Consider the following 13,627-nt stretch of genomic DNA (forward strand, 5'->3'; position numbering starts at 1 on the left):
AGCGCGCCGAACACACCCCCGGATTTCCATCACCGCAGGCTTTGGGGTAGAAAGCTTCGTTATATGAATTGGCTATTTACGAGTCAACGCTTTAGGTAAGTCTTGCCTAATTAGATACCAAGCACTACCTTCGCACATCGAGTCTCCACATCACCCGCGTTCGACCGATGCGAAGAAGGGAAGGCCGGTGAAAAGCGTTCTGTCCGAACGTATGACACTTCACCTGCACGACATCGAACATCGCGAGCTAGAGCCCGACGCCGCTATTGCCGTGCGCTCGCTCGCTCGCGACATTCGTCACCGATTAGGTGACGAAACACACACCACCACATTGCACGATCCGGCATTGCTCGCCGAGATCGAGCAATGTGTCGGTGAATTGCCCGATACGGTGCGCGCGGCCGTCCGCCCGCCCGCCACCGCGGCGGGGGCGACGGTGGTGCGCGGCCTGCGCGTGGACGACGCCGAATTCGGTCCGACACCCCGGCATTGGCAGGCCGCCGCCGAATCGGCGGCCGATCCGGCGCACTCGGGTTCGCTGGAACTCGATATCGCCATGCTGCTGCTGGCGCGGTGCGCGGGCGAACCGTTCGGCTGGCAGGGGCAGCAGAACGGCAGGCTGGTCAACAACATCGTGCCCGCGGCCGGGCACGAGGACGAGCAGTCGGGCGCGAGCAGTTCCACCCTGCTCAGCCCGCACACCGAGGACGCCTTCCACGCCCGGCGCGCGAACCTGCTGATGCTGGCCTGCCTGCGCAATCCGGACCGGGTCGCCACCACGGTGTCGTCGGTGCGGCGGGTCGAGCTGTCCGACGACGACCTGGCCGCGCTCACCACCCCGACGGTGCCGATCCTGCCCGACGTGTCCTACGGCACCGATTTCGATCACCCCGCCCCCGCCCTGCCGACCGTCTGGCTCGATGAAACCGGCGGCGCCACACTGCGTTACGATCCCGCCTACACCCCGCTCGACGACGCCGATCCGGTGTTCCGCTCCGCCTACGCCCGGCTCACCGCCGAGCTGGCCAGGGTCTGCCACGCCCCCGCGCTCGCCCCCGGCGAGATCCTGCTGGTGGACAACGACGTCGCCGTCCACGGGCGGGTGCCCTTCCGTGCCCGCTACGACGGCACCGATCGCTGGCTCAAGCGCGTGAACATCCGGCTGCCCGAACGGCGTCGGCGCGCGCAGGAGTCGTCCGAGAATGGGTACGGCCAGCGAGTGGTCGCGCCGTTCCGGGCGAGCACCGATCGGACAGCAGAGCGGGGCAGTACAGATGAACGAGGATCCGTTGAACAACCGTGACCGGAGCATCCCGCTGCGGGTGCTCTCCCGCAGCGACCTGGCCGACGTGCCGATCACGCCCGCCGAGGTGGTGCGTGCCGTCGAGGAGGCCTATCTCGCCTTCGCGGCGGGCGAATCCGACAACCCGCGCAAGCTGAGCGTGGCCGATCCCGGCGGTTCGTCGGTGTCCTACGCGATGCTGGGCCGCGACGGCCGGCGCCGGGTTGTCGCCATGAAGACCTCCTACAAGTTCGATCCCGGCCACGACCGCAGCACCAAGCGGTACTACACCACGATCACCCTCTACGACGACACCACCGGTGCGCCGATCGCGATGATGGACTGCGCCAGGGTCGGCGCGCTGCGGACGCCCGCGGTCTCGGCGCTGCTGGTGCGCGAGACGGCGCGCCGGGGTGCGGAGAGCGCGCTGCTCATCGGCACCGGCACCCAGGGCCGCAACGCCCTGCCGCATCTGCTGGCGGTGAACCCGCAGCTGCGCAAGCTGATGGTCTACGGGACACACACCGAGGGACTGGCGGCGGTGCACACGTACCTGGCCGAGGCGGCGCCACACGCGCTGCTCGAGGTGGTCGACGATCCGTACGCGGCGGCCGGAACCGCCGATGTGGTGCTGGCGACCGCCGGTCCCGGCACCCAGGTCGCGCTCGAATCCGAGCATCTGGCACCGGGTTCGGTGGCCGTGCTGGTCGGCTACGGGCTCGCCCCGTCGACGCTGGTCGAGGCCGATCGGGTGGTCGCCACGAGCGCGGCCCAGATGGCGCTGACCGGCACCGACATGGTCGGACCGGACGGCACCCTGCGCTCGGTCGACGCCGAACTCCCGCAGATCCTCACCCGCAGCAGGCCCGCCCGCCGCAGCGAGGACGAGAAGATCTTCGTCTACAACAGCGGCCTGGTGCTCACCGACATCGCGGTCGCCCACGCGCTGGCCACCCGCGCCATCGCCGAGGGACGGGGTACCGAGGTGCCGCTGTGGGACTAGCGGGTGCCGGGGCTCGTCGATGAGCACGGCAGCCGACGCCTCCGCGCACAGATTGTGCGCGGAGGGGAGTTCGTCTGGGGCACAAGCGCACTGCGCACCACCGATGCCCGCGTATGTCGACGCGGTGGAACGGCGGCTGCTCGACGACCCGCAGTTGCTCGGGGACATCGCCGAAGCGGTCGGTGGGCCGTTTCATGTGCTGTTCCCCGAGCGGGTCGTACGCAATGTCACCGCTTTTCAGGAGGCATTCGTCCAGGCCGGGGTCGACGGGTTCGTGTACTTCGGGAAGAAGGCGAACAAGGCGGCGTGTGTGGCGCGGGCGTGCGCGGTCAGCGGTGCCGGGATCGATGTCGCCAGTGCGGGCGAGTTGGTCGCGGCGTTGGCGCAGGGGGTGCGGGGCGAGGATCTGATGATCACCGGGCCCGCCAAGTCCGCTGACCTGTTGTGGCTGGCGGCGCGACATCGGGCGCTGATCGCGGTCGACTCGCTCGACGAGCTCGAACTGCTTGTCGGACTGAGTATTCCGGCCCGCATCGTGCTGCGGGTGCTGCCCGAGGGCTCGACCAGTCGATTCGGTCTCGATTCCGAGGAACTGCGTCAGGCCGTCGAGCAGCTGCGTCCCGGCGGACCGATCACCCTGTCGGGCTTCAGCTTCCACCTGTCCGGCTACGACGCCGTCGCACGCTCGGAGCAGGCCGCCGCGCTGGTCGAGCTCTGCCTGCGCGCCCGCGCGCAGGGCCATCCGGCCGACACCATCTCGATCGGCGGCGGCTTCGGGGTCGACTACCTCGACGCCGAATCCTGGGCCCGGTTCCGGGACACCGTCAGCGACAACTGGTTCCACGCGAGCCCGCCCAGGAGCGGGTACTACCCGTACCACTTCCCGGTGCCGGGCGCGGCGATGCTCACCGCGATCCTCACCCACCACGGCCTCGCCGAACGACTGCGCGACAACGGCATTCGCCTCGCCGTGGAACCCGGCCGCGCCCTGCTCGACCGGGCGGGTAGCTCGGTCTTCCGCGTGCAAGGGGTGAAGTCGCGTACGGTCGGGGCCGAGCCGTATGACATCCTCACCGTCGACGGCACCAGCTTGAGCCTTTCCGAGCAGTGGTTCGACAGCGAATACCTGCCCGATCCGGTGCTGTGGCCCGCACACCCCGGCCACCACACCCCGACCAGCGTCGGCGCCAGTACCTGTCTGGAGTCCGACCTGTTGAGCAGGCGGCGCATCCCGCTGCCCCGGCGCGCCCGCGTCGGCGATCTGCTCGTCTACCCGAACACCGCCGGGTATCAGATGGACTCCAACGAGTCCCCGTTCCACGAACTGCCGCTTCCGCCGAAAGTGGTCCTGTCCGCAGGCGCCGACCGGCTGCGCTGGCGTCTGGACGCGCCACCCCGCTGATCCACCCGAGCTCCCGAATCCCGATGGAGGAACACCCCATGGCTCTCGTCACGCGCGTGACGGATCTGATCGGCCGCACTCCCCTGTTCGAACTCGCCGTCACCGACACCGGTACCCGACTGTTACTCAAGCTCGAACAGTTCAATCCGACCGGCGCCGCGAAGATCAGAATGGCCCGTTCGATGGTGCTCGACGCGGAGCAGCGGGGTTTGCTGCGCGATGGCGGGCATATCATCGAGTCGACGTCCGGCAACACCGGACTCGGCCTGGCGGTGGTAGCGGCCGAACGTGGCTACCGATTCACCGCCGTGGTCGACAACCACGCCTGTAAGGACAAACTGCGCGCGATGCGAGCCATGGGCACCGACCTGGTGTTCGTCGCCGACGACGGCGACGACGAGCTGGCCACCTCGGCACGAGAGGATCTCGCCGAGGCGATGGCGGCCGCCCGTGACGACGCCTACTTCACCGAACAGCACAACAACGACGCCAACGCCGTCGGCTACTACGCGGTGGCCGAGGAGTTGCTGGCCGAGGTCGAACGGGTCGACATCCTGCTCTCGGCGGTCGGCACCGGCGGCTCGCTGTTCGGTACCGCCACGCGGTTGCGCGATCTCGGCAAACCGGCCAGGGTGATCGGCGTGGAACCCGTCGGCTCGATCGCCTTCGGCGGCGAGGGCGGTCCGTACTGGCAGTCGGGCACCGGCACCCCGCCCGGCGCGACCATCGGCACCGCCGTCGACTACGCCCTGCTCGACGAGGGCGTGAAGGTCAGCGATGTCGACGCCTTCGCCACCACGCGCGCCGTCGCCAGGACACACGGGCTGTTGATCGGCGGATCGGCGGGCGGTTCGGTGCACAATGCCCTGGCGCGCCTCGAGGAGTTCCCCGCCGGATCGACCGTGGTGACCATCGTCTGCGACGGCGGCGAGAAGTACCTCGACACGGTCTTCGACGACGACTGGATGAGCGCGCGCGAGCTGCTCGACCCCGCCGCCGAATGCGCGGTGACCACCCTGCTGCGCCGCTATTCCCCGCTGCGCCGCCACGACGAATTGATGGAGGTCAGGTGAGCGCGATCGCGCGCCGCACGAACAGGGTGCGGTGGTGACCGGCAGGATCACCGACAGCAGCGCGTTGGCCAGGCTGGCGACGCCGATCGCGCTCACCCAGCTGGCGCAGGTCGCGATCTCGACGACCAATCTCGCCCTGATGGGCACGCTCGGCGTGCGCGAGGTCGCCGCCGGTGGCCTCGCGCTCGTGCTGTTCAACCAGATCCGCACCATGTGCGTCGGGTTGATCACCGGCAGCGGGAACCAGATCGCGGGCGCGGTGAGCGCCGCGGGCAAGCGCGGTCGCTCGGCCGACGGCGAGGTCCGCGCGATCGTGCGGGCCGCGTTCGTCATCGCCACCCTGGCCGGTCTGGCCGGTGGCGCGCTGCTGATCGGCCTCGGCTGGGTACTGCCCTGGCTCGGGCAGGACGAAGGCGTGCTGGCGGCGGCACGCCCGATGATGATCGCGCTGGCACCGGGCCTGCTGCCGTGTCTGTGGTTCCAGGTGCTGCGGCAATACACCGTCGGCATGCAGCGGCCGCAGGCGCTGCTGCTGGTGACGCTGGGTTCGGTGGCGCTGAACCTGGTGCTCGCGCTGGCGTTCATCCACGGCTGGGCCGGTCTGCCCGCCTTCGGGCTCACGGGGGTCGGCATCGCGACCTCGCTGGTCTTCCTGATCACCTTCGCGGTGTTCTGGGCGATGGTGCGCCGCGACGAGCGGCTCGGCGCGACCCTGCCGTCGCGGCCGTGGCCGGTGCGCTGGTCGATGGTCCGCGCGGAACTGCGCCTCGGCACCCCCATCGCGCTCACCTACGGCTCCGAGGCCGGGATGTTCTCGGTGCTCGCGCTGGTGATGGGCAGCTTCGGGCCCGCCGCGCTGGCCGCGCACAATGTGGTCTACCAGATCATCTACATCGTGTTCCAGGTGGCGATCGGTATCTCGCACGGCGCATCGATCCTGGTCAGCGAGGCCGTGGCGCGCGACGAGCACAGCCACGCCAAAGCGCTGGCCTGGCTGGCGCTGCGGCACGCGGCGGTCCTCGCCGTGGTCACCGGCGCGGTCTACGTGCTGGCGCCGAACCTCGTGCTGGCCCCGTTCCTGGAGAGCACCGACACCGACACCCTCGCGATCGCGCACACGCTGCTGCTCATCGGCATCGTGCTGCAGTTCTTCGACGCCGCCCAGAACATCGGCACCGGCCTGCTGCGCGGTCTGAAGGAGACCTCGGCGGGCTTCCGCCTGTCCCTGATCGGCTATTGGGGCGTCGGCCTCCCGGCGGCCCTCCTGTTCGCCTTCCCGCTGCACCTGGGCGCCGCGGGCGTCTGGTGGGGTCTCACGGCGGGCCTGGCGACCACCGCGGCCCTCATGCTCCGCAAGTACTTCGCCCTGCTCGACCAGGCCGGCACGGCCCGGCCGCGGCGGATCCCGGCGACACAGGCGAGCTGAGACGGAGGCGGTCGACCTCTCGACCGCCTCCCTCCCCGGTCCTAGATGTTCACACCGTAATCGCGGGCGATCCCCGCCAGGCCCGACGCGTAACCCTGGCCGATGGCCCGGAACTTCCACTCGGCGTTGTGCCGGTACAGCTCGCCGAAGACCATGGCGGTTTCGGTCGACGCGTCCTCGGACAGGTCGTAGCGAGCCAGTTCGACGCCGGTGTTGGCGTCGGTGACGCGGATGTAGGCGTTGCGGATCTGCCCGAAGGACTGGCCGCGGGCCTGAGCGTCGTGGATCGACACCGGGAAGAAGATGTTGGTGATCGAGGGCGGGGTGGCGGCCAGATCGACGTTGATGATCTCGTCGTCGCCGTCGCCCTCACCGGTCAGGTTGTCACCGGTGTGCTCGATCGTGCCCTCCGGCGAGCGCAGGTTGTTGTAGAAGATGAAGTGCTGGTCGGAGAGCACCTTCAGGTTGGCGCCGGTCGCCAGCGCACTGGCGTCGAGGTCGTGGTCGGCGCCGGTCGTGGTGCGGACGTCCCAGCCGAGACCCACCGCGATCTTGGTGAGATTGTCGGTCTGCTTCGACAGCGAGACATTGCCGCCCTTGGCCAGTGTGACGCTCATGAAAACCCTTCTGTCCAGATGGTGTGCTGTAGGGGAACTTACGTCGTTCGGCCGGGTCAGTGCTTGTCGTCCACCCAGGACCGCAGGGTCTCGACCCGACCCTCCAGCGCGCGCAGCTCGGTGTCGTCGAGCACGGTGCGCTGGATGCCACGGTCGACCGCGAAGGCCGACTGCCGGTGGTCGTCGATCACCTCGACATCGAGCTGCACGGCCGTGTAATCGGCCGCCGACGGCATCTGCTCGGCGAGCACGGTGGCCCGTCCGCGCGCACACAGCGCGACATTACCGCCACCCAGGATCAGCAACGCCACCTGCGGCTGCGCCCGCAACCGGGCCAGCGAGCCGCGATCGGACTTCAGACTGAGCAGAATCCGGCGGTCACCTGCGCGCACCGGCCACGACACGGGGATCGCGTGCGGACCGGCATCGGTGGTCACCAGCACCGCGATGGTCTCCTGTGGCCAGACCGGCAACACATCCAGTTCTGGGTGATCGATCGCGGTCTCCTGCTGTGCGGGTTCGATTCCAGTTGCCATCTGCCTCACCTCGACGATCGTCGGACACGACGCGCCCACCGCGAACGGTGCGCGCCCCCTGAGTCTAATTCGCTGCGGCCCTTGCTCGCTGGCACAGCGAGGATTGACCACCACATCTCAGCAACGTCTCAGACCCTGTGAGGTTCCGGAACCGGCGGCGTATCGTTAGCCCATCGGTAACTGATCGAAGCTCGTCGACGACAGGCTGGTGTGATGATCATTCGGAATTCGCTGCGTGCCGCCGCGGTCACGCTCCTGGGTGTCGCCGCCTTGACACCGATGCTCGCACAGGCCGAGCCCGCCATCACTCCCACCGGTGGGACCGAGGGCTGCGTGCCCTTCTACTCCTCCGAGGGCCCGCGACCGTGCGCGCGCGTTCCGGTGACGATCGGGCCGACAGCGACCATGGGCGAAGGCATCTGCGCGGGCCCGCTCACCGCCTCCGGCGCGGCCTACGACGGTCCGGTGAGCACCAACGCCTATCACCGGGGCACGCCCATCGGCGCCGAGCATTTCGTGACACTGCAGCTCATCTCGGGGTGGTGGCTCACTCCCAGCAACCCGATCGGCGCCTGTAATCTGCACGCCACACTGCACTGGCGCAATCTCGACACCGGCGCGGCGGGTGCGGAAACCCGCTACCTGGAACCGTTCCTGTGCATCAATACCTTCTGCACGCCCGAGGAACTCGATCGCAAGGCGCCGTCGGTGTATCTGCCCACCGGGCCGGGCCGGGTGCACATCGATCTCACCACCGACCATCCCGGTATCCCGATGGGCGTCGATGTCGTGGTGCCATGACCTGTCGTCACCGCCGCGACCGTTGACGCGTCGGCCGCTGGTCAGTGCGGCCAGAAGGCCCGCCAGTCCTCCGCCGTGAGCGGAAGGCGTTCTCCGCGTGCGGATTCCGCGGCGTCTTCGGCAGCGCGGATGGCATCGGCGAAGGCCAGCGTGGCCTTGCGCAGGCGCTCCTCGGCACTGTCGGGACCGCCGAGTTCGACCACCCGCAGCGCGGCGGGGACCAGGTCGTCGGGCAGTCCGGCGCGGGCGCTGCGGGCGCGGACCTTCTCGGCCAGCGCCAGCGCGGGTTGGGCCATGGCGATGCCGTCGAGGCAGGAGCGGCGGGCCTTCTCCGCGGATTTGCGCTCCTCCCAGGCCTTCTCCTGCGCGGCGATCTTGTCGGCCACCGAGGTGTCGGCGGGCAGATCGGCCGCGATCAGGTGCGGGCTGCGGTGCACGAGCTTGTCCACGAGCGCGGCGGCCACCTCGTCGACGGTGAATTCGCCTGCGGCCTCGGCGATCCGGGAGTGGAACAGGACCTGTAGCAGCAGGTCGCCGAGTTCCTCCTTGATGGTCTCGGCGTCGCCGGCGCCGATGGCGTCGAGCAGCTCGTAGGTCTCCTCGAGCAGGTAGGGGCGCAGCGAGTCGTGGGTCTGGGCGGTCTCCCAGCCGCCGAAATGCCAGAGCCGGTCCATCACCTCGACGGCATCGGCCAGGCCCGCCGCGACGACGGCGGTATCGGCCGCCTCCTGCGAGAACTCGCCGCTCATCGGGCCGCCGTGGCTTCGGTCGGCACCGAGAGATCCACCATCCCTTGGGGTTTGCCGTCCAGCGCGAGCAGCAGATCCGCGACGAACTGCAGCACGGCCACATCGCGCACCCGGTCGGCGCCGACACTGTCGGTGACCCGCGGCAGCGGGAGCTGGACCAGGCCGCTGGCCGGACGATAGGTGGCGCTGGGGTAGATCCGCTTGAGCCGGAGCTGCTTGGAATCGGGCAGGGTCAGCGGTGCGACCTTGAGTGTCGTTCCGGTGACCACGATCTCGGACACGCTGTAGGACCGCGCGAGCAGGCGCAACTTGGCCACCGACACCAGCCTGCCGACCTCCACCGGCAGCGGGCCGTACCGGTCGACCAGCTCCTCCACGACCGCGGCCAGCGCCGCGTCGTCCTGGGCGGAGGCGAGCTTGCGGTAGGCCTCGAGGCGCAGCCGGTCGCTGGCGATGTAGTCGGGCGGGATGTGCGCGTCCACCGGCAGGTCGATGCGCACCTCCTTGTTCTCCTCGGTGACGATCGGCTTGCCGTCGGCGGCCGCGCGATAGGCCTCCACGGCCTCACCGACCAGCCGCACGTACAGGTCGAACCCGACCCCGGCGACGTGACCGGACTGTTCGGCGCCGAGCACATTGCCCGCGCCACGGATCTCGAGGTCCTTCATCGCCACGGCCATACCGGCGCCGAGATCGGAGTTCTGGGCGATGGTGGCCAGCCGGTCGTAGGCGGTCTCGGTGAGCGGCTTCTCCGGCGGGTACAGGAAGTAGGCGTAACCGCGCTCGCGGGACCGGCCGACGCGACCGCGCAGCTGGTGCAGCTGGGACAGGCCGAGGGAGTCGGCGCGCTCCACGAGCAGGGTGTTGGCATTGGAGATGTCGAGGCCGGTCTCGATGATCGTGGTGCAGACCAGCACGTCGTATTCGCGTTCCCAGAAGCCCTGCACGGTGCGTTCGAGCTGGTCCTCGTTCATCTGACCGTGTGCGACGACCACCCGCGCCTCGGGCACCAGATCGCGAATCTTCTTGGCGGCCTTGTCGATCGAGGACACCCGGTTGTGCACGTAGAACACCTGGCCGTCGCGCATCAGCTCGCGGCGGATGGCGGCGGTGACCTGCTTGTCGTTGTAGGCGCCCACGTAGGTGAGCACGGGGTGGCGCTCCTCGGGCGGGGTGAGGATGGTCGACATCTCCCTGATACCGGCCAGGCTCATCTCCAGGGTGCGCGGGATCGGGGTGGCCGACATGGTGAGCACGTCGACGTGGGTGCGCAGCGCCTTGATGTGTTCCTTGTGCTCGACACCGAAGCGCTGCTCCTCGTCGACCACGACCAGGCCGAGGTCCTTCCAGTGCACGCCGGTCTGCAGCAGGCGGTGGGTGCCGACCACGATGTCGACCGTGCCGTCGGCCATACCTGCCATGATCTCCTTGGACTCGGCGGCATCGGTGAAGCGCGAGAGCCCCTTCACCGTGACCGGGAACCCGGCGACGCGCTCGGTGAAGGTCTGCAGGTGCTGCTGGGCCAGCAGCGTGGTCGGGACGAGCACCACGACCTGCTTGCCGTCCTGGACCGCCTTGAACGCCGCGCGCACCGCGATCTCGGTCTTGCCGTAGCCGACGTCACCGCAGACCACGCGGTCCATCGGGACCGCCTTCTCCATGTCGGACTTCACGTCGGTGATGGCGGTCATCTGGTCGACGGTCTCGGTGAACGCGAAGGCGTCCTCCATCTCCTGCTGCCATGGCGTGTCCGGGGCGAAGGCGTGCCCGGGCGCGGCCTGGCGCGCGGCGTAGAGCTGCACCAGTTCGCCCGCGATCTCGCGAACCGCCTTGCGCGCCTTGCGTTTCGTGTTCGCCCAGTCCGAGCCGCCGAGCTTGGACAGGCTCGGCAGTTCGCCGCCGACGTAGCGGGAGAGCTGATCGAGCGATTCCATCGGCACGAACAGCCGGTCGCCGGGCTGGCCGCGCTTGCCCGGCGCGTACTCGATGACCAGGTACTCCCGGCGCGCGCCGCCCACGGTGCGCTCGATCATCTCGACGAAGCGGCCGATGCCGTGCTGGTCGTGCACCACCATGTCGCCCGCGGACAGGGCCAGCGGGTCGACCTGGTTACGGCGCTTGGCGGGCAGCCGCTTGCCCTCGGTGGGTGCGGTGACCCGGTTGCCGGTGAGATCGGATTCGGCGACGACGACCAGTCCGGCGTCGTCGAAGATCAGGCCGTCGTGCAGCGAACCGCACAGCACCCCGACCACGCCCGGTTCCGGCACCGCGCCCGCGGCCAGCAGGGCCGCGGGGACCTCGGCCTCGCCGAGCCGTTCCAGCACGCGCTGGGCCGTGCCGTGGCCGGTGACCACGACGACCGCGCGCCCGCCGGTGGCCACGTGGGCGCGCAGCGAGGCGAAGATGGTGGCGACCAGTTCCTCGGACCCGCGCGCGGTGGGCCCGGCCAGCACCGGCAGGTTCACCTCGACCGGGTCGCCGGAACTCAGCGGGCTCAGCGTCCACCACGGCAGGCCGAGTTCGTCGGCGCTGGAATGCAATTCGGGCAGGTTGCGGTAGCCGGAGGCGGCCAGGTCGAGGCCGTGCGCGCCCAGCGGGGCATCGCTGCCGAACGAGGCGGCGGTCCAGGAGGCTTCGAGGAACTCCTCGCCGGTGCGCACCAGATCGGCGGCGCGGGTGCGGATCTTCTCCGGATCGCACAGCAGCAGATGGGTGCCCGCGGGCAGCGCCTCGGTGAGCAGGCTCAGCTTGCCGGGGGCCAGCACCGGCAGCAGGGCCTCCATGCCGTCGACCGGGATGCCCTCGGCGATCTTGTCCAGCATCTCGACCAGGGCGGCGTCGGCGGCGTTGTCGGCCGCGACGGCGGCGGCCCGTTCGCGCACGGGCGCGGTGAGCAGCAGCTCGCGACACGGCGGCGCGACGATGGTGTCGAGGGTGAGGTCACCGAGCGAGCGCTGGTCGGCGACGGAGAACGGGCGGATCTCGGTCACCTCGTCGCCCCAGAACTCCACGCGCACCGGATGATCCGCGGTGGGCGGGAACAGGTCGAGGATGCCGCCGCGCACCGCGAACTCGCCACGTTTGCCGACCATGTCGACCCGGGTGTAGGCGAATTCCACCAGGCGAGCGAGCAATTCGTCGAAATCGGACTCGCCGTCGACGCGCAGCACGATCGGCTCGATGTCGCCGAGACCCGCCGTCATCGGCTGCATCAGCGAGCGCACCGTGGTCACCACCACGCGCAGCGGTTCGGCGAAGTTCGTGTCCTCGGGGTGGGCCAGCCTGCGCAACACCTCGAGCCTGCGCCCGACGGTGTCGGGGCCGGGTGAGAGCCGCTCGTGCGGCAGCGTCTCCCAGGACGGGAACATCGCCACCGACGGGCCGAGGATCTCGGCCAGCTCCACGGTCAGGTCGTCGGCCTCGCGCCCGGTCGCGGTGACCACGACCAGCGGCTGCTGCTGGGTGATCGTGGCGGCGACGAACGGACGCACCGCCGACGGCGCGACCAGCTCGACACCGGACTTGCCGATCAGGTCGGCGACCGTGCGCAGCGCGGCATCACCCCCGGCCGCCTCGGCCAGGCCGGCGAGCGGAGGACGAAGGGAGGACATGTTCGCTCCTGAATACGCGGACGGAAGGGTCGACGAGCCGTATCGAAGTCTAATCACCGGCACCGACACTCCCCGAACAGCCCGTTCGACCTGCCCATCGCCCCGCGCACCGGGGCCGCGGACGCGTTGGGCACCGGTGCGCCGGGCGCGTAGGGTCGAGTCGTGAGTCTGGCTCAACGCGAACGCCGCGCCCTGGTGGAATCGATGATCGAGGCGGGTCCCGACGCGCCGACGCTGTGCGGAACCTGGACCGTGCACGACCTCGCGGCGCACCTGGTGGTGCGCGAACGCAGGCCCGATGCCGCGATCGGCATCCTGGTGCGCCCGCTGTCGGGCTACCTCGACGCCAAGCAGGCCCAGATCGCGCAGCGCTCCTTCGCCGAACTCACCGAGCAGATCCGCACCGGCCCGCCGTGGTGGTCGCCGCTGCGCCCGGTCGACGCGATGGTCAACCTCACCGAGATGTACATCCACCACGAGGACGTGCGCCGCGCCGAACCCGGCTGGGAGCCAAGGCAATTGGCCGAGCGCGACGAGGCGCGGCTGTGGACCGCGCTGCGCGCCGTCGCCCGCGGGGCCTACCGCAAGTCACCGGCCGCGGTCGTGCTGGCGACGCCGAACGGCGAGCGGCTCACCGCGCACAAGGCCGAGGGCGCCGAGGTCGTGCTCACCGGGCCGCCGTCGGAACTGCTGCTGCACGCCTTCGGGCGCGACGAGGTCAGGATCGAGACCGCGGGCGCCGAGGACGACGTGCGGGCCGTGCTCGCCGCCGACCGCAGCGTCTGAATCAGACCACGTAGCGGCGCAGGCGGCGGGCGGCGAACTCGCGGAAGTAGGACAGCTTCTCCGCGGGCACCAGCGAGGGCAGCAGGAAGTACCAGGCGCGTTCCATCCGGCCCGCCATCTCCTCGATCGACTCGGTGCCGACCGCGACGATGTGCACGCCCGCGGTCACCTCGTGCAGCAGCAGGCCGACCACATCGGCGTCGAGGTCGGCGACCAGATCGCCCTGGGCGATCGCGCGCTCGGCCAGCACCCGGTAGGTCTCCGACCAGGTCTTGGCGATGTTGTCGCCCTGCGCGCCGCGATAGTCACCGATCTGGTGGGTGAGCTTGAGCATCGCCCCG

Annotated in this window: 11 protein-coding genes and 1 pseudogene; 7 read left to right on the forward strand and 5 right to left on the reverse strand. The window is 69.8% G+C overall.

Annotated features, from left to right (window positions below):
- Nucleotides 1-211: 211 nt before the first annotated feature.
- The 5 genes from ACFVVM_RS13215 (at nucleotide 212) to ACFVVM_RS13235 (ending at nucleotide 6,186) form a co-directional block, all read left to right on the forward strand.
- Nucleotides 212-1,303 carry a TauD/TfdA family dioxygenase gene (locus ACFVVM_RS13215; RefSeq protein WP_387617111.1) on the forward strand — a complete coding sequence of 364 codons (1,092 nt, stop codon included), beginning with the start codon at nucleotides 212-214 and terminating at the stop codon, nucleotides 1,301-1,303.
- The gene (locus ACFVVM_RS13220; RefSeq protein WP_387617113.1) at nucleotides 1,275-2,285 is read left to right on the forward strand and encodes an ornithine cyclodeaminase family protein; all 1,011 of its coding nucleotides are present in this window, start codon (nucleotides 1,275-1,277) and stop codon (nucleotides 2,283-2,285) included. The genes ACFVVM_RS13215 and ACFVVM_RS13220 overlap by 29 nt, the downstream gene beginning before the upstream one ends.
- Nucleotides 2,286-2,388: 103 nt before the next feature.
- Nucleotides 2,389-3,687, forward strand: a complete 1,299-nt coding sequence (locus ACFVVM_RS13225) for an alanine racemase (protein WP_387617115.1) — start codon at nucleotides 2,389-2,391, stop codon at nucleotides 3,685-3,687.
- 38 nt (nucleotides 3,688-3,725) lie between these two features.
- Nucleotides 3,726-4,760, forward strand: a complete 1,035-nt coding sequence (locus ACFVVM_RS13230) for a PLP-dependent cysteine synthase family protein (RefSeq protein ID WP_387617117.1) — start codon at nucleotides 3,726-3,728, stop codon at nucleotides 4,758-4,760.
- A 34-nt stretch (nucleotides 4,761-4,794) separates the two neighbouring features.
- Nucleotides 4,795-6,186, forward strand: a complete 1,392-nt coding sequence (locus ACFVVM_RS13235; RefSeq protein WP_387617119.1) for an MATE family efflux transporter — start codon at nucleotides 4,795-4,797, stop codon at nucleotides 6,184-6,186.
- A 41-nt stretch (nucleotides 6,187-6,227) separates the two neighbouring features.
- Here ACFVVM_RS13235 and ACFVVM_RS13240 read toward each other — a convergent pair whose 3' ends face one another.
- Both ACFVVM_RS13240 and ACFVVM_RS13245 read right to left on the reverse strand, forming a co-directional pair.
- The gene (locus tag ACFVVM_RS13240; protein WP_387617121.1) at nucleotides 6,228-6,803 is read right to left on the reverse strand and encodes a TerD family protein; all 576 of its coding nucleotides are present in this window, start codon (nucleotides 6,801-6,803) and stop codon (nucleotides 6,228-6,230) included.
- A 56-nt stretch (nucleotides 6,804-6,859) separates the two neighbouring features.
- Nucleotides 6,860-7,339 (reverse strand): hypothetical protein, encoded by a 480-nt coding sequence (locus tag ACFVVM_RS13245; protein ID WP_387617123.1) that lies wholly within the window; start codon nucleotides 7,337-7,339, stop codon nucleotides 6,860-6,862.
- A 213-nt stretch (nucleotides 7,340-7,552) separates the two neighbouring features.
- Between ACFVVM_RS13245 and ACFVVM_RS13250 the strand changes: the two genes are divergently transcribed.
- On the forward strand, nucleotides 7,553-8,140 hold the full coding sequence (locus ACFVVM_RS13250) for a hypothetical protein (protein ID WP_387617125.1): 588 nt from the start codon (nucleotides 7,553-7,555) through the stop codon (nucleotides 8,138-8,140).
- Nucleotides 8,141-8,181: 41 nt separating this feature from the next.
- Here the strand turns inward: ACFVVM_RS13250 and ACFVVM_RS13255 are convergent, their stop codons facing one another.
- Together ACFVVM_RS13255 and mfd are read right to left on the reverse strand one after the other, a co-directional pair.
- The gene (locus tag ACFVVM_RS13255) at nucleotides 8,182-8,889 is read right to left on the reverse strand and encodes a MazG family protein (protein WP_387617127.1); all 708 of its coding nucleotides are present in this window, start codon (nucleotides 8,887-8,889) and stop codon (nucleotides 8,182-8,184) included.
- Nucleotides 8,886-12,500, reverse strand: a complete 3,615-nt coding sequence (gene mfd, locus ACFVVM_RS13260) for a transcription-repair coupling factor (protein WP_387617129.1) — start codon at nucleotides 12,498-12,500, stop codon at nucleotides 8,886-8,888. Before mfd ends, ACFVVM_RS13255 begins: the two co-directional genes overlap by 4 nt.
- A gap of 162 nt (nucleotides 12,501-12,662) precedes the next feature.
- On the opposite strand from mfd, the gene ACFVVM_RS13265 reads away from it, so the two are divergent.
- On the forward strand, nucleotides 12,663-13,286 hold the full coding sequence (locus ACFVVM_RS13265; RefSeq protein ID WP_387617131.1) for a TIGR03085 family metal-binding protein: 624 nt from the start codon (nucleotides 12,663-12,665) through the stop codon (nucleotides 13,284-13,286).
- Between the two features lies 1 nt (nucleotide 13,287).
- Here ACFVVM_RS13265 and ACFVVM_RS13270 read toward each other — a convergent pair.
- Nucleotides 13,288-13,627 (reverse strand): annotated as a pseudogene (locus ACFVVM_RS13270) (TetR/AcrR family transcriptional regulator); the annotation flags it as partial.

The sequence above is a fragment of the Nocardia sp. NPDC058176 genome, assembly GCF_042883805.1.
Taxonomy (GTDB): Bacteria; Actinomycetota; Actinomycetes; order Mycobacteriales; family Mycobacteriaceae; genus Nocardia.